Genomic DNA, 25,701 nt, shown 5'->3' on the forward strand with positions numbered 1-25,701 from the left:
AGTGTGTCAGGTTTCATATATTTTTTGCATGTGATGAATGGTTTCTTTTACTTTCTCCCGTATATAAAGAGGCTGCAGAACCTCAATATCCTTTCCGAACTGCAGTAAAAAACCGATCAGCCATTGATCTTCTGGAAGTGAAATCACTGCCCGGCAGATTTCATCTTCATCACAGTGAAGGACATCATATCCGAACCATTCACCTATGCGCTGACGTGCTGCCGGCTGAACAAGAATAACCAATTCAGTTAAACGGTCCTTTTGGTACCAACTCTTATCCCATGGCAAAGTGTCCAGCTGAATGTCTTTTCTGATAAAGGTCTGATGTAAGATGGCCAGATCTTTCATCCGGTTCAGTTTAAAAAAACGAAAATCATTTCTTACCAGGCAGTAGGCATATAAATACCAGTGCCCCGCCTTGCAAACCAATGTATAAGGTTCAGTTTCACGAAGAAGTGTTTCCCCGCTTGCGCTTGTATATGTAAATGATATCGTTGACAATCGATCGATGGCGGCGCTTATTTTCTCGCGAAGCGCCTTTTGATCCTCGGTATGGCCCCAAGCCGTCATGTCAATAAACCATTTTTCTGTTTGGTGCTTAAATGCTTGAGCAGATTGCTCAGGTATAAGGTGTTTGATTTTTTGATAGGCTGTGCTGTGAGAAACGGGTTCATACATAGATGAAACGCTCTGCAAAGCGGAAGCAATTGCAAACAATTCCTCCTCCTTCAGCCACTCTCTTTCAAGCCGATACGTTTCCATGATGCCAATTCCGCCCCCGGAACCCTGTGAGGTCACAATCGGAATACCAGCCCTATTGATCGTCTCAATATCACGGTAAATTGTTCTGACAGATACTTCAAACAGCTCAGCAAGCTCTGCAGCCTGCACTTGTTTTTTGCTGATCAATAACACAACCATCGCTAACAAACGTTCCAGTTTCATTCTGCGCACCTTTTCTTCTTGTATTTTCCAACAAAACAATCATAACATTTTGATAAAGCTTGGGCATATCTATTATGCGGCGGAATACACCTCGCATATGCTATGAAAACAGGGGTTTCCCCTTCTTTTTTGTGTTCAGTATTTATTTCAGCTACTATTTCTGACCGGATAAGCATACACTTCTCAACGGAGGGGATTTCACATCATGCATCTTACACTTCAGAGCGTTTATCCTGCCATGATCATCATCTTTTTTCTGTATAAAAAAATTAAAAGGTCCATCGGATACCAGCCGCTGAAGCCCCGCTGGCTGTTCATCCGTATCATTCTTTTCTCGCTGTTTGCTTTTGGCCTTTCAATCTTCAGCGCCATTCACCCTTTTTTATATGGATATCTCATTTTGGGCATTCTTGGCGGATGGCTCCTTGTCTTTTTCGCTAAGAAAAACATCTCTTTTGAAAAACGCAGAGGAAAGATCTATTTTCGGACTCATATTTGGGTAGAAATGATTCTCCTAACCTTATTCCTGTCAAGATTTCTATATCGAGTGACAGAGCTTTATCTTACCTCACCTGATCTAAACAGCCTTGGATCTTACAGTCAGTCAATCGGAACGGACCCTCTGACAATTGGCGTCTGTTTTCTGATAGCCGTTTATTATATCGGTTTTTCTTCTTTTGTCATTAAGCTCAGCAGAAACGAACTCGAACAGCACGAATACAATAAAGAAAAAGACATCCTTGCCCGCTAACAGCGAGTTAAGCAAGGATGTCTTTTTCAATCATGCTGTGTATGATGGATCATTTGCTGAAGAACATCTAAAACATGTTCATCCTCCGGAGAGTAATAAATCGATGTTCCTTCTCTGCGCGATTTGACAAGCCGAAGATTTTTCAAAAATCTAAGCTGGTGGGACACGGTGGATTGCAGTAAATTCAGCTTTTCTGCAATTCCGTTTACAGCATGCTCACCCTGGGACAATAAATGGAGAATCCTGATTCGGGTTGGATCAGAAAGCGCTTTGAATGTTTGCGCGACTAGAAACAGCGTCTCCTCGTCCAGATCAGCAGCCGATTGTTCCGTTTCTCTAAATTCAGTCATATGTATCACCTTTCTTTATTCATAGTTTTATCTTATAACAAATGCGCTTGAGTGCAAACCAGCCTGCTTGTATTCCATTTCAATCTCATAGTTTAAATTTATGTTTCAAATCAGGTTTTTACTTGGTCTGATATATCGTCTTATGTCATAATAAAAAAGGTCATACTGCTCCAAACATTGAGGGTGAAACACAGTGAAGAAAAAGAGAAAAGGCTGTTTCGCTGCTGCGGGTTTTATGATGATTTTTGTCTTTGTCATCGCCTCTTTTTTATTGGTCCTGCTTTTTTTCAACCGGGATTTAATCAAAAAACTTCCGATCGATACGAAAACGATTGTTTTGGAACGTTTAACCGATTACAAACCCCTGGTGGAAGAAGAGCTTGAAAGCCAAGGACTCTCTAATTATACATCACTCATATTAGGCATGATGTATCAGGAGTCAAAAGGAAAAGGCAATGATCCCATGCAGTCCTCTGAATCTCTGGGGTTAAAACGCAATGAGATAACAGACCCTCAACTCAGTGTTAAACAAGGCATCAAGCAATTTACCCTCATGTACAAGACCGGTAAGGAAAAAGGCGTGGATTTGGATACCATTATTCAAAGCTACAACATGGGGGCAGGTTACATTGATTTTGTAGCTGAACATGGAGGAACGCATACTGAGGAATTGGCAAAACAATACTCCGAGCAGCAAGTCAAAAAAAATCCTGATCTGTATACTTGCGGGGGAAATGCGAAAAATTTCCGCTATCCGTATTGCTACGGTGATTATACGTATGCAGAAAAAGTAAAAGAAAAAACAAAAACTGTTGAAGAATCTTTGCAGGTTGCAACACTTGAAACCATGGAATCCAAGGCTCATGAATAAGAGTCTATCAATTTACTGACAAAAGCCCAAAAATGAATTTGGGCTTTTGCCATGTTTACACGTAAAAAAAGCCATACTGAGTATGGCTTTTAATAATACGGTGAAATCATCAAATATACAATAACGCCTGTAAGGCTTACATACAGCCATAGAGGCATTGTCCATCTCGCAATTTTTTTGTGGCGCTCTACCTGCATGCTGAAGCCTCTGATCAGCGTAAACAGCGCAAGCGGCACAATAATTGCAGAAAGGCAGATATGTGTAATCAAAATAAAGAAATAAATCGGGCGCATAATACCTTCTCCGCCATAGAGCGTGTTTTCCGCAATTGAGTGGTACGTCACATAGCAAATCAAAAATAGTAATGTTGTTGTGAATGCGGCCAAAATAAAGCGTTTGTGAGCTTTGATATTTTTCTGTTTAATCATAATCAGCGCGGCCAATAAGAAGATAAACGTAAAGCTGTTGAATATCGCATTCAGCATTGGCAAAATGTGAATATTCGCATGGCTGAACTGATCTAATTTAGGCATAAAAAACAGCACTGCGATTAAACCGTTAATCAGAACTGTCAGCGTAAGGACAATCCCCGTGTAATTTTTCGGTTTATTTTCTGTTTGGTTCATTTGGTGACCTCTCCTAATTTGTACTGGCTATCCAAATCGTATGCAAATTCAAAGAAGATGTCAACGGTTTCGATTGCTTCGTCAGAAATTAGACACACTTCAAAGGCCGGAGGCTATTAGCCCCGGCCTGTTAGGTTTACGCCTCTTTTATCAAATGTTCAATGACCTTATGTTCATTTTCATTCAGCAGGTTCTTTTGAATTTTCGAATGAATGGGTTTATTCATATGCTGATCCAAGATATCGGCCGTTTCTTTATCCCCGGCAATAACCATTCGTTCCCATCTTTTCGCGGCAGCTTTTTGATCAAGGCTGGCAGCCAGCCGCTTATACAGTCTCGATTGGTTCTCTGTTACATGTTCCCTCATCCGGTTCTCTTCAAATGGTGGCGCTTTGTCTACAGCGGAATGGCTATTCTTCCAAGACTCATTGATCATATCATACTCATAACGCTCCACCGCCTCAATTTTTCCTAAAACAGTTTCAATAATTTTCACTTCATGCTGCTGAGTTAAAATAAACGCCGTACTTGGGTATGCCTGGCGCAAATCCTTCAGCTGATCCAGGACAGCTGTTTCTTCCCAGTAAAATCTTGTATCTACAGGGACTTGAAGCTTAATAGGCTCCCATATGCCGCTGTCGGAAACAAAAAACACGAGACTGCGGGGCATGTCTTTTCCCATTGCATTCAAGTATTGATTCATTTTAGCCCTGATTCCATCCAGACACTTTTCCTCCTCTGGATCACTAGCTGCCAAATACTCTTTTAATCGGCTGAATCCTGACTTTAGGGCGATCTTCCATTCTCCCCCCTGCTGCTCTGGATCTCTCATGTCTGTATTGAGATACAGAGAGAGAATTTTATCCGGCGGTTCCAATTGGACATACTGTAATTTGTTAATCAATGAATCAATCGCCATTCCGATTCCTCCTTTTTCACAGGTTAGTTTTCTTTTTCCTCTCTTAAAAACGATCAAACCTGACTTTCCGCTAATTTCTAGTAATAATGGAATTGTTGTTTACAATACGCCTCTCTTCTAATACAATTGGTAACTGTGTTTCTAAGCTGATTTTTGAAAGGAGTTTGATCTTGTTTACTATTAAAGAAAAAAATCGTCAAGAGCTTGAAGAAGAACTAAATGATTTAGAATTTCAAATTTATCGCATGCAGGAGAATATGAAGGATTTATCTAAAGATGCCAAAGTGCTTGGTATTGATCAATCGAAACATGATGAGTGGATGATTGTTTCCTCGATTGATGATGGCCAAACATGCAAAATTATGCTAACTGATTGTAAAACGGCATACCGAGGAAAAGGCTGTTTTTCACTTGTAGCGTCTTACAAGGACGATGCCATTCATATAGGGGATATAAAAGGCCCTCCGAATCACGGGTTTGGCTCCATTTGCATGAAATATTTAAAAGATATTGCAAGAGACCACAATATACCGAAAGTCACCGGAGACATCGCCAAACGGGATTGGAATCATGTAGACCGGCTGATTCACTTTTATGAAAAACATCAATTCAAAGTATGTATCGATCATGATACCCAATCCGGCAGCATTAAGTGGGTTGATTTGTAAAAAAGTCTGGAAGAAAGAGCCAAGATATGCTGTAATGGTATAAAACCATTGATGGAGGGTTCTATGTACGCCTCAAAACTGAAAAAGGGAGACGAAATCCGGATCGTGTCTCCCGCGACCAGCATGTCTATATTATCAAATGAAGCAAAAATCCAAGCAAAAACGGCGTTAGAGCGCTTAGGTTATCGAGTAACCATCGCTGAACACGCAAATGAATGTAACGAATTTGATTCATCCTCTATCGAGTCAAGAGTCCATGATCTGCACGCTGCCTTTTTTGATCCAGGCGTCAAAGCGATTTTAACGACACTCGGAGGGTTTAATTCAAATCAGCTGCTGCGTTATCTTGATTACGAGAAAATCAAACGACATCCAAAAATTCTGTGCGGCTATTCCGATATAACCGCTCTTTGCAACGCTATTTATCAAAAAACGGGTCTTGTTACGTATTCAGGTCCCCACTTCTCAACATTTGCAATGAAAAAAGGGCTTGATTATACACAAGAGTATTTTCTTTCTTGCTGCGCTTCAGACGATCCGTTTGAAATTCTTCCTTCAAGTGAGTGGAGCGATGATCGCTGGTTTTTGGATCAAGAAAACAGGCGTTTTTATCCTAATAACTGCCCTGTTGTAATCCAAGAAGGTTATGCGGAAGGCACTTTAATTGGCGGAAACTTATGCACGCTTAATTTGCTGCAGGGAACGGAGTATTTTCCTGAAACAGAACATACTATTTTATTGATTGAAGATGATTATATGTCAGACATCCATATGTTTGACCGCGATCTGCAATCACTCATCCACCTCCCCGCTTTTTCACATGTAAAGGCGATTTTGATCGGCAGATTTCAGAAAGCATCAAACGTATCAATGGATCTTGTAAAAGCCATGATCGAAACAAAAAAAGAATTATCCGGCATCCCGATCATCGCAAATATAAATGCCGGACATACCTCGCCAATTGCCACGTTCCCTATAGGAGGAACATGCAGGATTGAAGCTATTTCGGGTACATCACGAATATGGATTGATAAACATTAATCAGCTTGTAAATTTTTTTACAAGCTTTTTTAGCGCAATCGGTTATGCATGCCGCACGAGACATGACAAATGTCATATAGGAGGCATGATGTGTGCTACTACAAAAGACTTCTCTCATTAGCGTATACTGAACCGAGACACACAATGAGAGGATACTTACTATGACTGAACAAACCATTGCACATAAACAAAAACAGCTGACAAAGCAAGTCGCTGCATTTGCTCAGCCTGAAACAAAAAACAGCCTGATTCAGCTTTTAAACACGTTTATCCCATTCTTCGGCCTATGGTTTCTTGCTTATCTCAGCCTCGATGTCTCCTATCTTCTTACGTTAGCATTAACGGTGATTGCCGCAGGTTTTCTGACAAGAATTTTTATCATCTTCCATGACTGCTGCCATCAATCTTTTTTCAAACAAAAACGCTATAACCACATTCTCGGTTTTCTGACAGGTGTCCTGACTTTATTCCCGTATCTTCAATGGCAGCACAGCCATTCGATTCATCATGCGACTAGCAGCAATCTGGATAAACGTGGAACAGGAGACATCTGGATGTTAACAGTAAACGAATATAAAGCTGCATCCAGACGAACAAAGCTTGCATACAGACTTTATAGAAACCCGTTTATCATGTTTATTCTCGGACCGATTTATGTTTTTCTGATCACGAACCGTTTTAACAAAAAAGGCGCAAGACGCAAGGAACGTGTAAACACATACCTTACGAATCTGGCAATTGTCGCGTTGGCTGCTGCTTGCTGTCTGATCTTTGGCTGGCAATCGTTTTTACTGGTGCAAGGCCCGATATTTCTGATTTCAGGTTCAATCGGTGTTTGGCTGTTTTATGTGCAGCATACCTTTGAAGATTCTTATTTTGAAGCGGATGAAAACTGGAGCTACGTTCAGGCTGCTGTTGAAGGCAGTTCATTTTATAAACTCCCGAAACTGCTTCAATGGCTAACAGGCAATATTGGTTACCACCACGTTCATCATTTGAGTCCAAAGGTGCCTAACTATAAGCTTGAAGTTGCTCATGAACATCACGAACCATTAAAAAACGTACCGACAATCACCTTAAAAACAAGCCTGCAATCACTTGCGTTCCGTCTATGGGATGAAGATAACAAACAGTTTGTGTCATTTCGGGCTATAAAACATATACCTGTAAGCCTTCCGCCTGATTCACCAGAAAAACAGAAGCTGCGGAAGAATGCCTGATGATAAAGGAGGTCTTCTAATATACTAGAAGGCTTCCTTTTTATTGTTGGAGGGTGCATTCTGGCTTTCACAATGATAAAGTTACAAGTAAGATGAAAAGCTGAAAATGAGGTAAGATCATGATTAAAAAGCATTTAACATTTCAAAAACTAAACGGGATTACGCCCTATATATGGACGATATTTTTCATCCTCCCCTTCTACTTTATATGGAAATCATCATCTACATTTGTTATTATTGTCGGCATCATTTTGACGCTTTTATTTTTTTCGGTATATCGATTTGCTTTTGTCTCAAAAGGCTGGACCATTTATTTGTGGGGATTTTTATTAATTGGCATTTCAACCGCCTCCATTACCCTGTTCAGTTATATTTATTTTGCTTTTTTTATCGCGTATTTTATTGGAAACATTAAGGAACGCGTCCCTTTTCATATTTTATATTATGTCCATTTAATAAGCGCAGCCGTCGCAGCCAATTTCAGTCTCGTATTAAAGAAGGAATTCTTTCTGACACAAATTCCTTTTGTCGTCATAACCCTCATCAGCGCAATTTTATTGCCCTTTAGTATAAGAAGCCGCAAGGAGCGCGAACGGCTTGAAGAAAAGCTCGAGGATGCAAATGAACGGATTGCAGAACTGGTAAAATTAGAAGAACGTCAGCGAATTGCCCGCGATCTCCATGATACGCTTGGGCAAAAGCTTTCTCTTATCGGGTTAAAAAGCGACTTAGCAAGAAAATTGATATACAAAGATCCCGAACAAGCAGCTCGTGAACTGAAAAGTGTTCAGCAAACAGCGCGAACTTCTTTAAATGAAGTAAGAAAAATCGTTTCCTCTATGAAGGGCATCCGGCTCAAGGATGAACTGATCAACATCAAACAAATTCTCGAAGCAGCTGACATTATGTTTATCTATGAAGAAGAGAAATGGCCTGAAAATATCTCATTGCTGAATGAAAACATTTTGAGCATGTGCTTAAAGGAAGCTGTCACAAATGTCGTCAAACACAGCCAGGCTAAAACTTGCCGAGTTGACATTCAGCAGCTCTGGAAGGAAGTTGTGATAACAGTGTCTGACGATGGAACATTCAAAGGAGAAGAAAATTCCTTTTCAAAAGGACATGGCTTACTCGGGATGAGAGAACGGCTTGAGTTTGCAAATGGAAGCCTTCACATCGATACCGAAAACGGAACCAAGCTTACCATGGCAATTCCTAATAATTCAAAATAAACATAAAGGATGGCTTATATGATTAGTATATTTATTGCAGAAGATCAGCAAATGCTGCTGGGCGCTTTAGGATCACTTTTAAACCTCGAAGACGATATGGAAGTCGTAGGCAAAGGTACAACCGGCCAAGATGCTGTTGATTTTGTCAAAAAACGCCAGCCTGATGTATGTATTATGGACATTGAAATGCCCGGAAAAACAGGGCTTGAAGCTGCTGAGGAGCTAAAAGATACAGGCTGCAAAATTATCATCTTAACCACCTTCGCCAGACCCGGTTACTTTCAGAGAGCTATTAAAGCTGGTGTTAAAGGCTATTTGTTAAAAGACAGTCCGAGTGAAGAGCTGGCCAACGCCATCCGTAGCGTCATGAACGGAAAACGAATCTATGCACCTGAGCTGATGGAGGACTTATACAGCGAAGCTAACCCTCTTACAGATAGAGAAAAAGAAGTGCTTGAACTTGTGGCTGACGGTAAAAACACAAAAGAAATCGCTCAGGAACTCAGCATCAAAAGCGGGACGGTGCGGAATTATATCTCAATGATTCTAGAAAAGCTTGAAGTGAAAAATCGAATTGAAGCCATTACCAGGTCAAAGGAAAAAGGCTGGTTTAAATAAAAAAGGATCTTGGCATCTGCCAGGATCCTTTTTTTAACCTGAAATTCCCGTTTGAGAACCTCGCCGCAACCAGAAGAATTAAACTGATCCATATCTCGCTCCTATGCCCGCTGAACGATTGCTTGGTTAACAGCCCAATAAAAGACTGGATTGAATGATATCCCTGTTAAAATGGTCGGCCATTGCACATCAGCAGAATTTCAGATATTGATTATATTGTATTTTCAGTATGATAAAGTTGTGCCACTTCGCTCCCGAAGCTGCCATGCCCAACTGCAAGAGCCTAATAACACAATAAAGAACCGTCTGAAATCAATCCGAATCCGTCAATGGCATCTGCTACATCCAACTGCTTATTATCTGCCAAAAAAGATACAACATTTCGCTGATCAAAGATAGTAACAACCAGCCATAAATGTCATGATGCCGAATGTCTCTGTAATGTGGAATCAATCATTTACCCGAGAGCCCCTGAATCGCACATAAAGAGAAAAACGGGACCACTTTCTTTTATCAGCATATGATATAAACAGCTCTAAGCAGAACAAAAAAAGACACAAGCCAAAAGCTCATGTCTTTTATCACAATCTATATTATTAGTTTAAGACTTTAACACTTACAGTTTTGACGCCCCAATTAGAAGCATCACTTTTACTTGGTACAAATACGTCGATTTTATTTCCTTTAATAGCGCCGCCAGTGTCTGCTGCTGTTGCTTCCCCGTAGCCTTCAACATAGACTTTAGAACCTAGCGGAATTACATTAGGATCAACCGCAATAACTTTCGCATTCGGGTTCTTATTTAAGTCAATGCCTGTAGCTGTAACGCCGGAAATGCCGCCGTCGTTAGCAGTGTAAGCAGTAGCAGTAACTGTTAGTTCTTTTGAAGCTTCTTGATTATTTGTATTTGATTGAACAGCCTTCTCCTCTGTGTTAACAGAAGTTTCTGCCTCAGCCTTTGTTTCTTGTTTAGGTTGCTGTTGTACAGCTTCTTGTTTAGGTTGCTCTTTTTGCACAGCCTCTTGTTTTGGCGCAGCTTGAGGTGCGTTTGTTTGCGCATTCTCAGTAGCTGTGTTTGCTGCTGTTGCCTGACCTTTTACTGAAAGAGTTGATCCAGCATAGATCATGTCAGAGCTTAAGTTATTCCAAACTTTCAGGTTGTTGACTGTCGTGCCGAATTTTTGAGCAATCTTAGAAAGCGTATCTCCCGCTTTAATTGTATATTGCCCAGTCGTGGTTGTTTCTTCTGAAGAAATGGTCAGTTTTTCTCCTGCAATGATTTTATCAGAAGTTAACTTGTTCCATTCTTTTAAGTCCTTTAGGTTCACTCCATTTTTCTGAGAGATTCCCCAGAGCGTATCACCCTTTTGCACCGTAATTTCTTTTGCAGAAGCGTGAGCTCCGAATGCAGTTGTTGAAAGTGCAGCAACTGCCACAAAGGACATAATCGTCTTCTTCATAAGTAAATCCTCCCTTGTTAGCTTTTTATTGGCGGCTAACAGGTGATATCGTAACACACGTAAATGTCAAATCAATAACAAAAAGATATGATTTAGATTACAGTTCCTTTACATGAAGGATTTCTCTCTGATGGAAAGACTTGCTGAACCCTTGATATAATAGGCTTCGCAGGTCTTTTTATTTTGAGGCGAAACAGAGAAAATAAAATGTGTTTTTTATAGAAAAAAAGATTGTTTTTCTGTTTTTTTAGTCTGTCATCCTTGCATAAGCTTGTATTTCTTGTAAAAAAAGCCGGCCGTATTTTGCTCTTTTTTGTTCTCCGACTCCTTTTATAGACAAAAGTTCATCATCATTTACGGGCTGTTTTCCTGACATTTCTTTTAACGTTTGGTCAGAGAAAACAACAAATGGCGGAACACCCTGCTCAGCCGCAATTTCTTTCCGAACCATGCGCAATCGTTCAAATAGCTCGTCATTTTCAGTAATCGCTGCCGCTTTTAACGCTTCTTTTCTCGCTACTGATAATTCTCCTTTCAGCACATTCCTTCCTTTACTGCTGACAAAAAGAGTCGGAAACGTTCCGTCGGACATCCTGATGAAGTCGTCAGAAATAAGAAATTCGATAAAATCACTGATTTCGCCAACGGATTGGTGTTTTAATATCCCGTATGTTGAAAGGTCGGAAAAGCCGTTTTCAAGAACTTTTTTATTTTTGGAGCCGGCAAGCACCTGTGCAACCATCGTCTTGCCAAACCGTTCTTTCATGCGAATGATACAAGATAAGACCATTTGCGCCTCCCGCGTCACGTCATGGGCCGCTCTTGTATCGGTACAGTTTCCGCACTGTCCGCACGCATCAGGCTCCTTTTCTCCGAAATACATAAGGATAAAACGCTGCAGACAATCTTCCGTATGGCAGTAGTCGACCATTTGTCTCAGCTTTTTTAAATCCTGCTTTTGTTTCTCTTCATGTTCTGATTGCTCAATTAAGAAGCGCTGTACCATAATATCCTGCGGTGAAAACAGGAGAACACATTCACTGGCAAGACCGTCCCGTCCAGCTCGTCCTGCCTCTTGATAATAGCTTTCCATATCTTTCGGAATTTGTGCATGCAGAACAAATCTGATATTTGATTTATCAATACCCATTCCAAAAGCAGAGGTTGCCACCATCACTTGAAGCTCATCATTAAGAAACCTTTCCTGCTGCTCTTTTCTCACATCATCAGCCAAACCTCCGTGATACCGACCTGCCCTGACTTGATTTCGTTTCAATCTCTCATATATCCGATCAGCTTCTTTTCTGGTCGCGGTATAGACAATTCCTGCTTCATGCCTGTTGTTTTGCACATATTCGTCTATAAACCGATCTTTATTTTCTCCTTTTACTACTTTAAAGGTTAAATTCTCTCGGGAAAATCCGGTATATACCGTGTTTTCTTTTTGAATATGCAGCTGTTTGCAAATATCATCATGAACCTCGGGTGTGGCTGTTGCTGTTAACGCCATGATGACAGGCTTGTCGTGTAATTCACGGAACAAGATTTCAATATTCCTGTAGCTTGGCCTGAAATCATGGCCCCATTGAGAAATACAGTGCGCCTCGTCTATTGCGACCAAAGGAACATCTATGCCCTGCAAAATCCGGATAAACTCTGTGGACGTTAGTCGCTCTGGTGTAATGTAAAAAAGCTTATAAGCCCCTTCTTTGAGTCCGTTCAGCCTCTCATATATTTCCTGATTGGATTGTGTGCTGTTAATGTAGGCGGCGTTAATCCCCGCTTCTTCTAACGCATCAACTTGATCCTTCATCAAGGAAATCAACGGTGATATGACGATCGTCGTCCCTTCAAACATTAATGCCGGAATTTGATAGCAAATCGATTTGCCGCCTCCCGTCGGCATAATGCAGGCCGTATTTTGCCTCGCTTCCGTCACCAAGCGGATCGCTTCATCTTGGCCGCTCCGAAACTTCTCATAACCAAAATAATGAGCCAGAAGGGATTGGGCTCTATGTAACATAACGTGTAAACCTCGCTTTTCCTTGAATTTCTCCCATCATATCATAAAAAAGCGGCCTTCATTTCTTTCACACAAAAATGGAATATTCACTATACCAAACCTTTTTAGATAAAATAAAAAGCCATTTCCGAAAAGGAAATGGCTTTCGCTACGTCTTGCCGTATGCAAGTAAGAAAGTTTTAAACCACCACTCCTCAAAGTGGGTGTTTGCAGAAACGTTCCTGTCGTCCTCTGCAATGGAGGCATGACATTCCGGCTTCGATATAAAACTCCCTATTACAGCTTAAAGGTTAAAACTTAATTAACAATACGCACAAAGTAGCTTCTTTAATATAGTACACCATCAGGCGCTTTTAATCAAGAGGTCAGAACAATTGTTTAGAAAAACTTTTTCCAGTGAATAAAACTGTTTTTTCTCCAAAATACCTGACAATTCGACAAACAAAAAATATATTACAATAAAAAAAATAGCCTTTATTGCTAAAAGCGAATGATTATTTTCTTCTATATTAATGTGTATATACAAAAAGACTCCTATTTGTAACGATAGGAGTCTTGGCTTTATTAGAATTTTGCAGCAAGATCTTTTGCTTCTTGTAAACCTTTTTCAACGATTTCTTGCGCTTGATCAGGTGCTGCGTTATGTCCTTCGATGACAACTGTGTGCAAGTCTTGAACACCCCAGAAACCAAGAACTGTTTTCATGAAGTTTAATGACATTTCAAGTGCAGCCATTGGTCCTTCTGAGTAGACACCGCCGCGAGCGTTAAGAAGCGCAACTTTTTTGCCGCCCATTAAACCGACTGGTCCTTCTTGTGTGTATTTGAATGTAACGCCTGCGCGAGACAGATAATCAACATAAGTATGAAGCACTGCTGGCACTGTGAAGTTCCAAAGCGGGAATGCGAAAACAACTTTGTCAGCTTTTACAAACTGGTTCAGATATTTGTCAGCAATTGCTGCTTGTTTTTTCTCATCTTCTGTCATTTCCATTCCTTGACCTGCTTTAAATGTTCCGTTAATCATATCTCTGCCAAGGTAAGGAAGGTTTTCCTTATGAAGATCTAATTCAACCACTTCATCATTAGGGTTGTTTTCTTTATAAGCAGCTAAGAAAGCTTCGTAAAGTTTAGTTGAAACGCCTTCTTCAGCTGTACGGTCGCTTGATTTTACAAATAAAACTGTAGACATTTGTATTCCTCCCGGTAAACTTTTTATATTTACTTACAAATAGTATGTTACTTTCTTTTTTACGCAAAGTCAATCACTTTATTTTGAATATGAGATTTTTTTTCAAAAAAAAGCAAGTACATCTAATATCGGTGTACTTGCTTGCCATTTTTACTTCGAATCTTGTTCACGATCCAAGATTTCATACGTCTGCGAGCTTTTTTGATCAATTGTTTTTTTGTTGGATAAGTCTTTTACCTGTTCATGAAACTCTCTTTCATAAGAAGGAGCATCTGTCTCCAGATCATCCTCCACATCAGCTTGGGCCTCAACTGTCATTCTTGCATAAGGAACAGCTTCAAGTCTTTCGTAAGGAATCTCTTGGCCGGTTTTTTCACACACGCCGTAAGTTCCGTCTTTCATCTTTTGTAATGCACGGTTGACCTCCTCTAACAGCTCCCGGTCAATCTCTTTCACTGTTTGGTCTGTCATCCGGTCTGTGACGAGCGTCCCGTGGTCTGCCATATGGTTGTCAACCCCGTTGGAAAGCTCCCCCACTTCTTCCGTCATTGATTCTGTTTCCTTTTTCTCGCCAGACAATTCTTTTTGCATATCGAGCAATTTATGATAGAGATGCTGTGTTTGTTCTTTTGTCAGTGCCATGTATATCCTCTCCTTTCTATCCTGTTTCCCGTTTTGCCTTCTGTCAAACATGGAAACATCGATGGAAAGATGAGCTACTGCCTTTTTGAACGGATCGTGACCGCTGGCGTCGATGGTGCTTCGGGTTTTCGTTGGCACTTTTTGTCCTTCTCTTCTGGCGGTATATAATAGGTTGCGCCTATATTTAATCTGCCGCTCAGTTCATCAATGGTCAGCTCGCCGAATTCAAGATGATAGTCAACCTTTTCGACATTCAGCGTTTCAATATGTATATAGGTTTCTTCAGACTCTTGTTTGCTGCTTTGTTTTTGTTTCTCAATCACTGAGAGTCTTTCTTCACATTCACGCAGTTTGTCAAGTTCTGGTTTCAAGCAATGCCTGATCAGCGACCGGAACATTTTTTTCATGACATCACGACCCTTTGCATACTCCTCTTTCGTCTACATATATAATGAGGTATATCCCATAGAAAGGAGAGGTTTTCATGCTTCCAACTAACATCAATATTTCTCATCTCAAGACTAACTCGATAGGCACCGGCTCATCCCTTACCTTTGGTTCTGCGGAGTTAAGGAACAGGTGCTCTGCTATCAAAAGAAATAACGGTTTTGGGGAACAAAATGCAGATGTTATTGTTATGGTCATTCCGATTGAATCAATTGATGACCGTGATGGGGCAGATGCACTCAGTATGAAAATCAATCATCAATAACAATGGTTTTCGCTTGACCTTCGTCTTTTTGAATGGTGATGTATAGGATTCCGTCTTTAAAAATGGCATTCATCTTTCCATGAAGATGATCGGAAAGCGGAATTTTCTTTTCAAAACTTCCGTATTTCCCTTCTTTTTGGCGAAAGTCCTGTTCATTAAAATAGGAAAAGCGCTGCCCCTTCACCACTAAATAATCTCCGTACGATAATATGTGAACGTCTTGTTTACGGTAGCCTGGAAGATAAATTAAAAACTGCACTTCCGCAACGGTATCTACAATATCCATGCTCGGAAATGAAGCATCTCCTTTCCCTCGCTGATCTTGCTGCGCAAACGGAAACGGAGATTGGCCATTTGTCATAAAAGGGGTTTTTTGGTCTTCATCAAATACCTGTTTCCAAAAGTCACCGCCGTACATCTGCTGTGCGAATTCCATCCACTGCTTCATCTTTTCGAAATCCATTTGAAGCCCCCTGTCTTAACATACTTTATAACCGCCAGCATACAACTATAGAAAGGAGGTTTGCCTGTGGTTCAACCAACTCCGTATATCAATATTAATATTTTCATGCTGAAAATTAATTCCTTTGAAAATGCTTCAGCGGTTAACGTAGGACAAAATTTATTGGCAGAATGGCAAAATTCAGATAAAAAAAATCAAGGCTACGGACAGAATTTTGGAGATGCGAGCGGATTTATGGGCACGAGAAGCCATGTGGATGACAGAGACCAAATTGATTCTCCGGCCTCTTTTGAAAGTGAAGCGGTTAACTCCTCAATCAAAAGGAAGTGATGAGATGTTCTTTTCACCCTCCGTCGTAAATGTCGGCGGATTTAAAATCAATACGATGGATCGAGGTTCCTCTTTAACACTCGGTCCGTATCAGCAGGTCGATTACTTTTTATCAGCTAAAATAAATCAAGGGTTTGGAGAAGAAAATGGCGACTTTACTCCTCTTGTCGTACCGATTTCAAATGTATTAGATGCAGATCTTGTTGATTCGAACTCAGCGAAAAACAGTGTGGTGTAATAAGAACAGGGCGCACATGCCCTGTTCTTTTTTATATATATAAAAAAAGCCTAACCATTTTTTGAACGGCTGGCTCATCAAATATTCAGCTGCACAAATGCTTTGTCAGCACCGCCTGAACCTCGCTTAAATCGGTGTCTTTCGCAAATTCTAATTCGAACGTTTTGCTTCTTGTCATCAATAAAAGCCCAGTGTCCGGATCAAACATTCCCGCTTCTTGGATGGCAAAGCTTTCAATTGTTTTATATGGAAGAAATACACGAACCTTCTTTTTGGAAAACATTTTATTGTCAAAGAAAATGATCCGCTTATTTGTAAAGCAAATTTGGTCCACTCGGAGCTTATAAATCGATTCTATTCTTTCCCCTTCAACGAGCAAAGCCTCAAGCTTCTTTGCGTCCGTTGATCTGCTAACAGAAAAAATACCCAATGAAGAACCCCTCTTTCTGCATTTATCTATTTGTTTTATCATTCACTACATAAAAATAAGTCCTTTATCCCTATATAAGAATACGACATAGAAGACATTTAAACCATTACGAACAGATTACATTTTTCAAATTTTTGATTTGTTTTTTGGCTTTTAAGCTGTTGTCATCAAGTAATACGCACATATAGAGAAAAAAGTTTCAATATTCAGCAATGTTTTTATAAAAAAGTGGTTTTTAATGATTTTTTTAATTTTGTTTTATATTTCCTGTTTTAACCACAAAAAAACCGCAGCTGAGCTGCGGATTATGTATCGATGTTTTAACAAAATCTGTCTGATGCTTCAAGGAAGCATTACATCTCTTCGAAGTATTCTTTATAATAGCCGCCGACTTTATTCGTATTGTCGACCACAAAGAGAAACTCCTCTGTTTCATTTTTTACTTCATATTCTTTTCCCGGCGTTAAAACGCGGTTTACGATATATTTTTTTGCGTTTGTCTGCACACACTTTACTTTTTTAATTGTTTCTTTTTCAAGCCAATTTTTATGAATCATGATGAAATCTCCTTTTCTTATCTATAAGCTTATTGTAGCTTTTTTCTTTTGTAAATTGCAATATCGGTTATTCATTGATTTTGCCTTGATTTCTATTATAGAATGTTTGTATACGCTTACGTTTGAAGCAACTATCACAGCTTATTTCTGCTATTCAACCCAAGAATCAATGTGCTATCACCAAGAATCTCAGAACAGACCATAAAAAATGACTGGAGGTTTGTTACGGATGAGTTCTTTAACGATGCAAGTGACGAAAAGGCTGGAGACATTTTTGCAGGGAACAAAGAAGCTTTATATTGACGGAAAGTTTGTTCCGAGTGCCTCAGGGGCAACCTTTGACACTCCAAACCCGGCGACCGGCGAAACCTTGATGACGCTGTATGAAGCCCAGGCTGCGGATGTGGACAAAGCGGTTAAAGCTGCCCGGAAAGCCTTTGACCAAGGTGAATGGAGAACAATGTCTCCAGCTTCGAGAAGCAGACTGATGTATAAGCTGGCGGACTTAATGGAAGAGCATAAAACTGAGCTTGCTCAGCTTGAAACACTTGATAATGGGAAACCGATCAATGAAACGACTAATGGAGATATTCCGCTGGCTATTGAGCATATGCGCTATTACGCCGGCTGGTGTACAAAAATAACAGGACAGACGATTCCGGTTTCCGGCGCTTACTTTAATTATACGCGTCATGAGCCTGTCGGTGTCGTCGGCCAGATCATTCCATGGAATTTCCCGCTCCTGATGGCGATGTGGAAAATGGGCGCGGCACTTGCAACAGGCTGTACAATCGTCCTCAAACCGGCTGAACAAACACCGCTTTCAGCTCTTTATTTGGCAGAATTAATTGACCAAGCCGGTTTCCCTGCCGGTGTAATCAACATCATCCCAGGATTCGGTGAAGATGCGGGAGAAGCGCTGACGAACCACGAAGCGGTTGATAAAATTGCCTTTACCGGTTCCACTGAAATCGGAAAGAAAATCATGTCCACCGCAGCGAAAAGCATTAAGCGTGTTACATTGGAGCTGGGCGGAAAATCGCCTAATATTCTTCTGCCGGATGCTAATTTGAAAAAAGCCATCCCGGGCGCTTTAAACGGTGTGATGTTTAACCAGGGCCAAGTCTGCTGTGCGGGCTCACGTGTCTTCATTCATAAAGACCAATATGATGAAGTTGTTGATGAAATGGCGTCCTATGCTGAGTCACTCCGCCAAGGAGCGGGACTTCATAAAGATACTCAAATCGGGCCTCTCGTAAGCAAGGAACAGCATGAGCGCGTTCTTTCCTATATTCAAAAAGGAAAAGATGAAGGAGCAAAAGCAGTGACCGGCGGAAGCTGTCCTTTTGAAGCAGGATATTTTGTCGCACCGACTGTGTTTGCGAATGTTGAAGACGAAATGACCATCGCAAAAGAAGAAATTTTCGGACCCGTGCTGACTGCAATTCCGTACGAAACTGTCGATGAAGTTATTGAACGGGCAAACCATTCAGAATATGGGCTTGCGGCCGGACTATGGACAGAGAACGTCAAGCAGGCTCATTATATCGCGGACCGACTTCAAGCCGGAACCGTTTGGGTGAACTGCTATAATGTGTTTGACGCGGCGTCTCCATTTGGCGGTTATAAACAGTCAGGACTCGGACGAGAAATGGGATCATATGCCTTGGATAATTACACAGAAGTCAAAAGTGTATGGATAAACCTTGAAGACTAACATGTATGTTTAAAAAACTGCTGCCTGCCAGCAGTTTTTTTCTTTCTGTAATGGCAGTAAAAGACGCTGAATATATATGCTTCTGAAGGAGTTGAGCGTGATGGGCACACTTCAGGAGAAAGTGAGGCGTTTTCAAAAGAAAACCATTACCGAGTTAAGAGACAGGCAAAATGCTGATGGTTCATGGACATTTTGCTTTGAAGGACCAATCATGACAAATTCCTTTTTTATTTTGCTCCTTACCTCACTAGATGAAGGCGAAAATGAAAAAGAACTGATATCATCCCTTGCAGCCGGCATTCATGCAAAACAGCAGCCAGACGGCACATTTATCAACTATCCCGATGAAACGCGCGGAAATCTAACAGCTACCGTCCAAGGATATGTCGGGATGCTGGCTTCAGGATGTTTTCACAGATCTGAGCCGCACATGAAGAAAGCTGAACAATTTATCATCTCACATGGCGGTTTGAGACATGTTCATTTCATGACAAAATGGATGCTTGCCGCGAACGGGCTTTATCCTTGGCCTGCTTTGTATTTACCATTATCACTCATGGCGCTCCCCCCAACATTGCTGATTCATTTCTATCAGTTCAGCTCATATGCCCGTATTCATTTTGCTCCTATGGCTGTAACACTCAATCAGCGATTTGTCCTTATTAACCGCAATATTTCATCTCTTCGCCATCTCGATCCGCACATGACAAAAAATCCTTTCACTTGGCTTCGGTCTGATGCTTTCGAAGAAAGAGATCTCACGTCTATTTTGTCACATTGGAAACGCGTTTTTCATGCACCATTTGCTTTTCAGCAGCTGGGCCTACAGACAGCTAAAACGTATATGCTGGACCGGATTGAAAAAGATGGAACATTATACAGCTATGCGAGCGCAACCATATATATGGTTTACAGCCTTCTGTCACTTGGTGTGTCACGCTATTCTCCTGTTATCAGGAGGGCGATTACCGGCATTAAATCACTGGTGACTAAATGCAACGGGGTTCCTTATCTGGAAAACTCTACTTCAACTGTTTGGGATACAGCTCTAATCAGCTATGCCCTACAAAAAAATGGTGTGACCGAAACGGATGGCTCTGTTACAAAAGCAGCCGACTTTTTGCTAGAACGCCAGCATACCAAAACAGCAGATTGGTCTGTCAAAAATCCAAATTCAGTTCCTGGCGGCTGGGGGTTTTCAAACATTAATACAAATAACCCTGACTGTGACGACACTGCAGCCGTTTTAAAGGCGATTCCCCGCAATCATTCTCCTGCAGCATGGGAGCGGGGGGTATCTTGGCTTTTATCGATGCAAAACAATGACGGCGGATTTTCTGCTTTCGAAAAAAACGTGAACCATCCGCTGATCCGCCTGCTGCCGCTTGAATCCGCCGAGGACGCTGCAGTTGACCCTTCAACCGCCGACCTCACCGGACGTGTACTGCACTTTTTAGGCGAGAAAGTTGGCTTCACAAAAAAACATCAACATATTCAACGCGCTGTGAACTGGCTTTTCGAACATCAGGAACAAAATGGGTCATGGTACGGCAGATGGGGTGTTTGCTACATTTACGGCACTTGGGCTGCTCTTACTGGTATGCATGCATGCGGGGTTGACCGAAAGCATCCCGGTATACAAAAGGCTCTGCGTTGGCTCAAATCCATACAAAATGATGACGGAAGCTGGGGAGAATCCTGCAAAAGCGCCGAAATCAAAACATATGTACCGCTTCATAGAGGAACCATTGTACAAACGGCCTGGGCTTTAGACGCTTTGCTCACATATGAAAATTCCGAACACCCGTCAGTTGTGAATGGCATGCAATACCTTACCGACAGCAGTTCGCATAGCGCCGATAGCCTCGCGTATCCAGCAGGGATCGGATTGCCGAAGCAATTTTATATTCGCTATCACAGTTATCCATATGTATTCTCTTTGCTGGCTGTCGGGAAGTATTTAGATTCTATTGAAAAGGAGACAGCAAATGAAACGTGAATCTTATCAAACGGAGATGTTCAATTGGTGTGAAGCCCTGAAAGACCAGATTCAAAAGCGAGGTCAGCTTGACCAGTTTGAAGATCAAATCGACAAGATGATTGAGGCTCTTGAAGATGATCAAACAACAGAAGAAGATTGGTATAAACAGGCCGCTGCCCTTTATCGGGATATAACAGAATCAGATGATACAAGTGAAAGACGCGCTTATGTCCCTATAGGGAAACACGTGCTGCCAAAGCTTCCCTACAAATACTCCGCCTTAGAACCTTATATTTCACGCGATATTATGGTCCTTCATCATACAAAACATCATCAAAGCTATGTCGATGGCCTGAACAAAGCAGAATCAGAGCTTAAAAAAGCGAGAGCGACAAAGAATTATGACTTAATCACTCATTGGGAAAGAGAGCTTGCGTTCCATGGAGCAGGCCATTATTTGCATAGTATTTTTTGGTTTTCTATGCATCCAAACGGAAAACGGCGTCCTACAGGGGCATTGTTCCAAATGATAGACCTTTCATTTGGAAGCTATTCCGCTTTTAAAGAACATTTTACCCAAGCCGCTAAAAAAGTGGAAGGCGTCGGCTGGGCCATTCTGGTCTGGGCACCTCGATCAGGACGGCTGGAGATTTTAACGGCAGAAAAACACCAGCTCTTAAGCCAATGGGATGTAATCCCCCTTTTACCGCTTGACGTATGGGAGCATGCCTACTATTTGCAATACAAAAATGACCGGGCCAGCTATGTCGATCACTGGTGGAATGTCGTGGATTGGCGCGAGGCTGAAAAACGTTTTGAGCAGGCAAAAGAAGTCGTTTGGAAGCTCTATTAAAAAAAGCCCCCTTTCCCCGGGGGCTCCGTGTTTTAAAAAATCCCTACCACATGCAAAAACACGATGATGATGGCAACAGGAGATAGATATCGAATGAGCAGCAGCCAAACCGCAAACCACTTTCGTTTGAGATTGGAACCGCTTTTCAGCTCGTCAAACAAATCCTGTTTCGGTATTTTAAGCGGGACAAAAATCGAAATCAGTAACGCACCTAACGGCATTAAAATATTGCTCACAAGATAGTCGGCCGCATCAAAAATAGACAGATGAAATATAGTGACGTCACTTAAGACACCGTATGATAATGCAGACGGCACACCGACAATAAAAATAGCAATTCCGCCTAACCAAGCGAATCGTTTTCTCTTATTGACATCGCCTTTCGAAAGTACTGCGACTAAAATTTCCAGCATTGAAAAAGCAGATGTCAATGCAGCAAATAAAAATAGAAGTAAAAATGCTAATAAAAAGATAATTCCGAACGGCATTTGATTAAACACAGTCGGCAGCACGCTAAATAACAGAACCGGGCCTTGGTCTGGTTTGAGGCCGAATGAAAAGACAGCTGGAAAAATCGCAATTCCGGCCATTACAGCAACAAGCATGTTCATAACAGTTACAGATACAGCGGACTGTACCAGATTTTCCTGTTTCTCTAAATAAGCGCTATACGTTACCATGACAGATACACCGACACTTAATAAGAAAAAGGATTGTCCCATTGCATATAAAATGGTATTGGCATCAATTGCAGTTAAATCAGGCATCAGGAAAAATTTGATTCCTTCCATCGCGCCATCAAGTGTAACCGAACGCACCATTAAAATGATGAATAATAGAAAAAGCGCCGGCATTAATACTTGGCTTGCTTTTTCAATTCCGCTGCTTACCCCTTTTGCAACAACTAAAATTGTTACCACCATAAAGAGCAGCTGGCCTCCTACAGCCAAATAAGGATTTGAAATGGTACTTGCAAATATCGTATCAAAACCAGATGTCTGCGATAAACCGCCAGTGAAGCCTTTTATAATATAAATTAAAATCCATCCGCCTACGACACTGTAGAAAGATAGAAGAATAAAGCACGTCACCATGCCTAAATAACCGATCCAATGCCACTTCGTTCCTGGAGCAAGTGTTTTATAGGACTGAACGGCATCTTTCTGTGTTCTTCTGCCTATGATGAATTCACCTAACAATAAAGGCAGTCCGATTAAAACCGTAAATAAAATAAAAATAAGTAAAAATGCGCCTCCTCCGCTGGTTCCGGCAACATATGGGAATTTCCATATCGCACCAAGCCCGATAGCTGATCCTGCCGCGGCTAAAATAAAGCCGAGCTTCGAAGACCATTGATTTGCTTCCTTCACCGTATCACTCCTATTTGATCTAACCATTATAAAGGTTCATTGTAAGAATATCTTCCTATATAGTCAAGAACATTTTAATTAGTTTACATCATATATCTATAGACATCTGCCAAAAACTAATATTGAATTATTCAGAAAATTATTTATAATAAGAGAATGTTATGAAATTTGTAAGAATTTCTGCTGAAGTTCTTGATAAGTGTGTTAGGAGTGTTTTTATGGACATCATTAGAAAAATAAGTCATTTTGCAGGACAAACCTTTGGCATATGGGTCATTGTTTTTGCAGTGCTGGGATTTTCTTTCCCATCTTTATTTACGTGGATCAGTTCTTATATTACGATTTTTCTCGGCATTATCATGTTTGGGATGGGCCTTACACTGCAAGCCGATGATTTCAAAGAGCTGGTCAGAAAGCCTTGGCAAGTTATTATTGGAGTAATAGCTCAGTATACGATCATGCCGCTCGTTGCTTTCGGCCTCGCATTTGGGCTTCATCTTCCAGCTGAAATCGCAGTTGGTGTTATTCTTGTCGGCTGCTGTCCCGGGGGAACTGCATCTAATGTTATGACATTCTTAGCAAAAGGAAATACTGCCCTTTCTGTTGCGGTTACGACAATTTCTACCTTATTGGCACCTGTTGTAACACCGTTGTTGATTATGCTGTTTGCCAAAGAATGGCTTCCTGTCTCGCCGGGGTCTTTGTTTATCTCAATCTTACAGGCGGTTTTATTTCCGATCATTGCAGGTCTGATTGTCAAAATGTTTTTCAGAAAACAAGTGGCAAAAGCCGTACATGCCCTTCCGCTTGTTTCTGTCATTGGCATCGTTGCGATTGTCTCAGTTGTCGTCAGTGGCAATCGGGAAAATCTGCTTCAATCGGGGTTGCTCATTTTTTCAGTTGTTATCCTGCATAATGGTATCGGTTATTTACTTGGGTTTCTTTGTGCAAAGCTTTTAAAAATGGATTACCCGTCTCAAAAAGCGATTGCAATCGAAGTCGGCATGCAAAACTCCGGGCTTGGGGCTGCACTTGCCACGGCTCATTTCTCACCGCTATCTGCCGTACCCAGCGCAATATTCAGTGTGTGGCATAACCTTTCAGGTTCTATGCTTGCAACATATTGGTCAAAAAAAGTGAAAAAGAAGCAAGCTGGATCCAAAAGCAGCAAGCTATCACTTTAAATATGCATCAAAAAAGGTACATCACTTTATCGTGATGTACCCTTTTTGATTATCCTTCTAATAAAAGCTGTTCAGGATCTTCCAGTAAATTTTTGATTGTTACGAGGAAGCCAACCGCTTCTTTACCGTCTACAATTCGGTGATCATAAGATAAAGCGATATACATCATCGGACGGTTTTCGAAACGCTCTTCATCAATGGCTACAGGGCGCAGCTGAATCTTATGCATGCCCAGTATACCGACTTGCGGGCTGTTTAAAATTGGAGTTGACATCAATGAACCGAAAGTCCCTCCGTTTGTAATCGTGAAGGAGCCTCCCTGAAGCTCGCTAAGGGTTAATTTATTGTTTCTTGCTTTTTTCGCAAGCTCGCCGATCTCTTTTTCGATTCCTGCAAATGTCAGGCGATCCGCATCCCGCACAACCGGAACGACAAGGCCTTCATCAGCAGCAACAGCGATTCCGATATCGTAGAATTTTTTAACGATCAACTCATCGCCTTGAATTTCTGCATTCAACAGCGGATATTTTTTCAATGCAGCCACGACCGCTTTCGTGAAGAAAGACATAAAGCCGAGCTTCACTTCATTTTGCTCAAAGAATTGATCTTTGCGGCGTTTTCTGAGATTCATGACAGCCGTCATGTCCACTTCATTAAATGTGGTCAGCATCGCTGATGTTTGCTGTACCTCTACAAGGCGTTTTGCAATCGTTTGTCTGCGGCGTGACATTTTTTGCACTTCAACAGGTTTATCAAAGCTTTGCTGTGCTTTTTGAGCCTGAGACTGCTGCTTTTGCTGAGGAGCCGGTTTTGATGCCGGTTTTTCGTACGCTTCGACATCCTGCTTGCGCACTCTTCCAAGCGGATCTCCAGTTGGAACTTGAGACAGGTCAATTCCTTTTTCTCTCGCAAGCTTACGGGCCGACGGAGAAGCGATCGTTCTTGATTTTGCTTCAGATTGTGCTTCCTCGCTCACCTCTTGTGCAGCTGGTTCAGCCTGTTTCTCTTCTTTTACGCTTTCCTTGCTTTCTGCTTTCTCTGTAGGAGCAGGGGCAGAACTTTCACCCGCGCCTTCTGAAATCGTACCGATAATTTCTCCGACCTGGACGGTATCACCCGAATCTTTCAATACCTCTTGAAGTACACCCGATTCTTCTGCTGTCAATTCAACATTCACTTTATCCGTTTCTAGTTCAAGCAGATATTCACCCTGTTCTACATAGTCACCAGGCTGCTTTAACCATTGGGCTATTGTTCCTTCTGAGATTGATTCTGCTAATTCAGGTACCTTAATTTCCGCCATTTTTTC

28 protein-coding genes and 1 other RNA gene are annotated in these 25,701 nt (G+C 41.3%); 14 read left to right on the forward strand and 15 right to left on the reverse strand.

Annotation, left to right across the window (positions count from 1 at the left end; translation table 11 throughout):
- Positions 1–6: 6 nt before the first annotated feature.
- Positions 7–945 (reverse strand): YafY family protein, encoded by a 939-nt coding sequence (locus tag MHI44_RS00990; protein WP_336156040.1) that lies wholly within the window; start codon positions 943–945, stop codon positions 7–9.
- Positions 946–1,150: 205 nt separating this feature from the next.
- On the opposite strand from MHI44_RS00990, the gene csk22 reads away from it, so the two are divergent.
- Complete coding sequence (gene csk22, locus MHI44_RS00995; protein WP_339202704.1) at positions 1,151–1,696, forward strand: mother cell-specific sporulation protein Csk22; 546 nt, start codon at positions 1,151–1,153, stop codon at positions 1,694–1,696.
- A gap of 26 nt (positions 1,697–1,722) precedes the next feature.
- Here the strand turns inward: csk22 and czrA are convergent, their stop codons facing one another.
- On the reverse strand, positions 1,723–2,046 hold the full coding sequence (czrA, locus tag MHI44_RS01000) for a Zn(II)-responsive metalloregulatory transcriptional repressor CzrA (RefSeq protein WP_003231284.1): 324 nt from the start codon (positions 2,044–2,046) through the stop codon (positions 1,723–1,725).
- Between the two features lie 193 nt (positions 2,047–2,239).
- On the opposite strand from czrA, the gene MHI44_RS01005 reads away from it, so the two are divergent.
- Positions 2,240–2,917 (forward strand): lysozyme family protein, encoded by a 678-nt coding sequence (locus tag MHI44_RS01005; protein WP_003231283.1) that lies wholly within the window; start codon positions 2,240–2,242, stop codon positions 2,915–2,917.
- Between the two features lie 89 nt (positions 2,918–3,006).
- On the opposite strand, the gene MHI44_RS01010 is transcribed toward MHI44_RS01005, so the two are convergent.
- The gene (locus MHI44_RS01010) at positions 3,007–3,543 is read right to left on the reverse strand and encodes a DUF420 domain-containing protein (protein ID WP_003231280.1); all 537 of its coding nucleotides are present in this window, start codon (positions 3,541–3,543) and stop codon (positions 3,007–3,009) included.
- Positions 3,544–3,679: 136 nt separating this feature from the next.
- Positions 3,680–4,462, reverse strand: coding sequence for a VLRF1 family aeRF1-type release factor (locus tag MHI44_RS01015; RefSeq protein WP_064671115.1), 783 nt, complete (start codon positions 4,460–4,462; stop codon positions 3,680–3,682).
- A 170-nt stretch (positions 4,463–4,632) separates the two neighbouring features.
- Here MHI44_RS01015 and MHI44_RS01020 point away from each other — a divergent pair, with 170 nt between their 5' ends.
- From MHI44_RS01020 to desR, 5 genes are all read left to right on the forward strand, one after another.
- Positions 4,633–5,130, forward strand: a complete 498-nt coding sequence (locus MHI44_RS01020) for an N-acetyltransferase (protein WP_014477061.1) — start codon at positions 4,633–4,635, stop codon at positions 5,128–5,130.
- 63 nt (positions 5,131–5,193) lie between these two features.
- Positions 5,194–6,171, forward strand: a complete 978-nt coding sequence (locus MHI44_RS01025) for an LD-carboxypeptidase (RefSeq protein ID WP_339202705.1) — start codon at positions 5,194–5,196, stop codon at positions 6,169–6,171.
- A gap of 161 nt (positions 6,172–6,332) precedes the next feature.
- A complete protein-coding gene (gene desE / locus MHI44_RS01030) occupies positions 6,333–7,391 on the forward strand; it encodes a fatty acid desaturase DesE (RefSeq protein ID WP_004399588.1) in 1,059 nt (352 codons plus the stop codon).
- Positions 7,392–7,510: 119 nt separating this feature from the next.
- Positions 7,511–8,623 carry a two-component sensor histidine kinase DesK gene (gene desK / locus MHI44_RS01035; protein WP_029318043.1) on the forward strand — a complete coding sequence of 371 codons (1,113 nt, stop codon included), beginning with the start codon at positions 7,511–7,513 and terminating at the stop codon, positions 8,621–8,623.
- A gap of 18 nt (positions 8,624–8,641) precedes the next feature.
- Positions 8,642–9,241 carry a two-component system response regulator DesR gene (gene desR, locus MHI44_RS01040; protein ID WP_004399356.1) on the forward strand — a complete coding sequence of 200 codons (600 nt, stop codon included), beginning with the start codon at positions 8,642–8,644 and terminating at the stop codon, positions 9,239–9,241.
- 596 nt (positions 9,242–9,837) lie between these two features.
- Here desR and MHI44_RS01045 read toward each other — a convergent pair.
- The 6 genes from MHI44_RS01045 to MHI44_RS01070 form a co-directional block, all read right to left on the reverse strand.
- A complete protein-coding gene (locus tag MHI44_RS01045; RefSeq protein ID WP_003231267.1) occupies positions 9,838–10,701 on the reverse strand; it encodes a 3D domain-containing protein in 864 nt (287 codons plus the stop codon).
- 247 nt (positions 10,702–10,948) lie between these two features.
- The gene (gene recQ / locus MHI44_RS01050; protein WP_041351145.1) at positions 10,949–12,724 is read right to left on the reverse strand and encodes a DNA helicase RecQ; all 1,776 of its coding nucleotides are present in this window, start codon (positions 12,722–12,724) and stop codon (positions 10,949–10,951) included.
- A gap of 141 nt (positions 12,725–12,865) precedes the next feature.
- Positions 12,866–13,052, reverse strand: a non-coding RNA gene (gene ssrS / locus MHI44_RS01055) — 6S RNA.
- 236 nt (positions 13,053–13,288) lie between these two features.
- Entirely contained in the window at positions 13,289–13,915 is a 627-nt protein-coding gene (gene azoJ / locus MHI44_RS01060) for an FMN-dependent NADH-azoreductase AzoJ (protein ID WP_003231260.1), read from the reverse strand.
- 150 nt (positions 13,916–14,065) lie between these two features.
- Positions 14,066–14,557: a TraR/DksA family transcriptional regulator gene (locus MHI44_RS01065; RefSeq protein WP_339202708.1), complete on the reverse strand. Its 492-nt coding sequence runs from the start codon at positions 14,555–14,557 to the stop codon at positions 14,066–14,068.
- 74 nt (positions 14,558–14,631) lie between these two features.
- A complete protein-coding gene (locus MHI44_RS01070) occupies positions 14,632–14,964 on the reverse strand; it encodes a hypothetical protein (protein WP_003231257.1) in 333 nt (110 codons plus the stop codon).
- Positions 14,965–15,041: 77 nt separating this feature from the next.
- Here MHI44_RS01070 and MHI44_RS01075 point away from each other — a divergent pair, with 77 nt between their 5' ends.
- On the forward strand, positions 15,042–15,269 hold the full coding sequence (locus MHI44_RS01075; RefSeq protein ID WP_015383862.1) for a hypothetical protein: 228 nt from the start codon (positions 15,042–15,044) through the stop codon (positions 15,267–15,269).
- On the opposite strand, the gene yocM is transcribed toward MHI44_RS01075, so the two are convergent.
- A complete protein-coding gene (yocM, locus tag MHI44_RS01080) occupies positions 15,256–15,732 on the reverse strand; it encodes a salt stress-responsive protein YocM (RefSeq protein WP_003231255.1) in 477 nt (158 codons plus the stop codon). The two genes, MHI44_RS01075 and yocM, sit on opposite strands and share 14 nt — an antisense overlap.
- A gap of 66 nt (positions 15,733–15,798) precedes the next feature.
- Here yocM and MHI44_RS01085 point away from each other — a divergent pair, with 66 nt between their 5' ends.
- Both MHI44_RS01085 and MHI44_RS01090 read left to right on the forward strand, forming a co-directional pair.
- Positions 15,799–16,062, forward strand: coding sequence for a hypothetical protein (locus MHI44_RS01085; protein ID WP_004399338.1), 264 nt, complete (start codon positions 15,799–15,801; stop codon positions 16,060–16,062).
- 4 nt (positions 16,063–16,066) lie between these two features.
- Complete coding sequence (locus tag MHI44_RS01090) at positions 16,067–16,300, forward strand: hypothetical protein (protein ID WP_003231251.1); 234 nt, start codon at positions 16,067–16,069, stop codon at positions 16,298–16,300.
- A gap of 85 nt (positions 16,301–16,385) precedes the next feature.
- Here the strand turns inward: MHI44_RS01090 and MHI44_RS01095 are convergent, their stop codons facing one another.
- Positions 16,386–16,730: a PH domain-containing protein gene (locus tag MHI44_RS01095; protein ID WP_003220141.1), complete on the reverse strand. Its 345-nt coding sequence runs from the start codon at positions 16,728–16,730 to the stop codon at positions 16,386–16,388.
- Positions 16,731–17,083: 353 nt separating this feature from the next.
- Entirely contained in the window at positions 17,084–17,287 is a 204-nt protein-coding gene (locus MHI44_RS01100; protein WP_003231245.1) for a DUF6501 family protein, read from the reverse strand.
- A gap of 229 nt (positions 17,288–17,516) precedes the next feature.
- On the opposite strand from MHI44_RS01100, the gene dhaS reads away from it, so the two are divergent.
- From dhaS to MHI44_RS01115, 3 genes are all read left to right on the forward strand, one after another.
- Positions 17,517–19,004, forward strand: a complete 1,488-nt coding sequence (gene dhaS / locus MHI44_RS01105; RefSeq protein ID WP_015714095.1) for an aldehyde dehydrogenase DhaS — start codon at positions 17,517–17,519, stop codon at positions 19,002–19,004.
- Between the two features lie 100 nt (positions 19,005–19,104).
- A complete protein-coding gene (gene sqhC / locus MHI44_RS01110; protein ID WP_339202709.1) occupies positions 19,105–21,003 on the forward strand; it encodes a sporulenol synthase in 1,899 nt (632 codons plus the stop codon).
- Positions 20,993–21,838 carry a superoxide dismutase gene (locus tag MHI44_RS01115; protein ID WP_015714097.1) on the forward strand — a complete coding sequence of 282 codons (846 nt, stop codon included), beginning with the start codon at positions 20,993–20,995 and terminating at the stop codon, positions 21,836–21,838. Before sqhC ends, MHI44_RS01115 begins: the two co-directional genes overlap by 11 nt.
- Positions 21,839–21,870: 32 nt before the next feature.
- On the opposite strand, the gene MHI44_RS01120 is transcribed toward MHI44_RS01115, so the two are convergent.
- Positions 21,871–23,208, reverse strand: a complete 1,338-nt coding sequence (locus MHI44_RS01120; protein ID WP_339202710.1) for a sodium-dependent transporter — start codon at positions 23,206–23,208, stop codon at positions 21,871–21,873.
- 218 nt (positions 23,209–23,426) lie between these two features.
- Here MHI44_RS01120 and MHI44_RS01125 point away from each other — a divergent pair, with 218 nt between their 5' ends.
- Positions 23,427–24,392, forward strand: coding sequence for a bile acid:sodium symporter family protein (locus MHI44_RS01125; protein ID WP_339202712.1), 966 nt, complete (start codon positions 23,427–23,429; stop codon positions 24,390–24,392).
- Positions 24,393–24,441: 49 nt separating this feature from the next.
- Here the strand turns inward: MHI44_RS01125 and odhB are convergent, their stop codons facing one another.
- A complete protein-coding gene (gene odhB, locus MHI44_RS01130; protein WP_015251900.1) occupies positions 24,442–25,695 on the reverse strand; it encodes a 2-oxoglutarate dehydrogenase complex dihydrolipoyllysine-residue succinyltransferase in 1,254 nt (417 codons plus the stop codon).
- Between the last annotated feature and the right edge of the window lie 6 nt (positions 25,696–25,701).

The sequence above is a fragment of the Bacillus sp. FSL K6-1366 genome, assembly GCF_037976695.1.
GTDB lineage: Bacteria > Bacillota > Bacilli > Bacillales > Bacillaceae > Bacillus > Bacillus subtilis.

Excerpts from the sequence above, each read along its gene's own strand:
- MHI44_RS01045 (WP_003231267.1), bottom strand. The coding sequence starts at position 10,701 with ATGAAGAAGACGATTATGTCCTTTGTGGCAGTTGCTGCACTTTCAACA.
- MHI44_RS01115 (WP_015714097.1), top strand. The coding sequence starts at position 20,993 with ATGAAACGTGAATCTTATCAAACGGAGATGTTCAATTGGTGTGAAGCC.
- recQ (WP_041351145.1), bottom strand. The coding sequence starts at position 12,724 with ATGTTACATAGAGCCCAATCCCTTCTGGCTCATTATTTTGGTTATGAG.
- MHI44_RS00990 (WP_336156040.1), bottom strand. The coding sequence starts at position 945 with ATGAAACTGGAACGTTTGTTAGCGATGGTTGTGTTATTGATCAGCAAA.
- czrA (WP_003231284.1), bottom strand. The coding sequence starts at position 2,046 with ATGACTGAATTTAGAGAAACGGAACAATCGGCTGCTGATCTGGACGAG.
- MHI44_RS01070 (WP_003231257.1), bottom strand. The coding sequence starts at position 14,964 with ATGAAAAAAATGTTCCGGTCGCTGATCAGGCATTGCTTGAAACCAGAA.
- dhaS (WP_015714095.1), top strand. The coding sequence starts at position 17,517 with ATGAGTTCTTTAACGATGCAAGTGACGAAAAGGCTGGAGACATTTTTG.
- yocM (WP_003231255.1), bottom strand. The coding sequence starts at position 15,732 with ATGGATTTCGAAAAGATGAAGCAGTGGATGGAATTCGCACAGCAGATG.
- MHI44_RS01090 (WP_003231251.1), top strand. The coding sequence starts at position 16,067 with ATGTTCTTTTCACCCTCCGTCGTAAATGTCGGCGGATTTAAAATCAAT.
- MHI44_RS01100 (WP_003231245.1), bottom strand. The coding sequence starts at position 17,287 with ATGATTCATAAAAATTGGCTTGAAAAAGAAACAATTAAAAAAGTAAAG.
- MHI44_RS01075 (WP_015383862.1), top strand. The coding sequence starts at position 15,042 with ATGCTTCCAACTAACATCAATATTTCTCATCTCAAGACTAACTCGATA.
- MHI44_RS01065 (WP_339202708.1), bottom strand. The coding sequence starts at position 14,557 with ATGGCACTGACAAAAGAACAAACACAGCATCTCTATCATAAATTGCTC.
- csk22 (WP_339202704.1), top strand. The coding sequence starts at position 1,151 with ATGCATCTTACACTTCAGAGCGTTTATCCTGCCATGATCATCATCTTT.
- MHI44_RS01015 (WP_064671115.1), bottom strand. The coding sequence starts at position 4,462 with ATGGCGATTGATTCATTGATTAACAAATTACAGTATGTCCAATTGGAA.
- desK (WP_029318043.1), top strand. The coding sequence starts at position 7,511 with ATGATTAAAAAGCATTTAACATTTCAAAAACTAAACGGGATTACGCCC.
- azoJ (WP_003231260.1), bottom strand. The coding sequence starts at position 13,915 with ATGTCTACAGTTTTATTTGTAAAATCAAGCGACCGTACAGCTGAAGAA.
- MHI44_RS01010 (WP_003231280.1), bottom strand. The coding sequence starts at position 3,543 with ATGAACCAAACAGAAAATAAACCGAAAAATTACACGGGGATTGTCCTT.
- desR (WP_004399356.1), top strand. The coding sequence starts at position 8,642 with ATGATTAGTATATTTATTGCAGAAGATCAGCAAATGCTGCTGGGCGCT.
- odhB (WP_015251900.1), bottom strand. The coding sequence starts at position 25,695 with ATGGCGGAAATTAAGGTACCTGAATTAGCAGAATCAATCTCAGAAGGA.
- sqhC (WP_339202709.1), top strand. The coding sequence starts at position 19,105 with ATGGGCACACTTCAGGAGAAAGTGAGGCGTTTTCAAAAGAAAACCATT.
- MHI44_RS01025 (WP_339202705.1), top strand. The coding sequence starts at position 5,194 with ATGTACGCCTCAAAACTGAAAAAGGGAGACGAAATCCGGATCGTGTCT.
- desE (WP_004399588.1), top strand. The coding sequence starts at position 6,333 with ATGACTGAACAAACCATTGCACATAAACAAAAACAGCTGACAAAGCAA.
- MHI44_RS01125 (WP_339202712.1), top strand. The coding sequence starts at position 23,427 with ATGGACATCATTAGAAAAATAAGTCATTTTGCAGGACAAACCTTTGGC.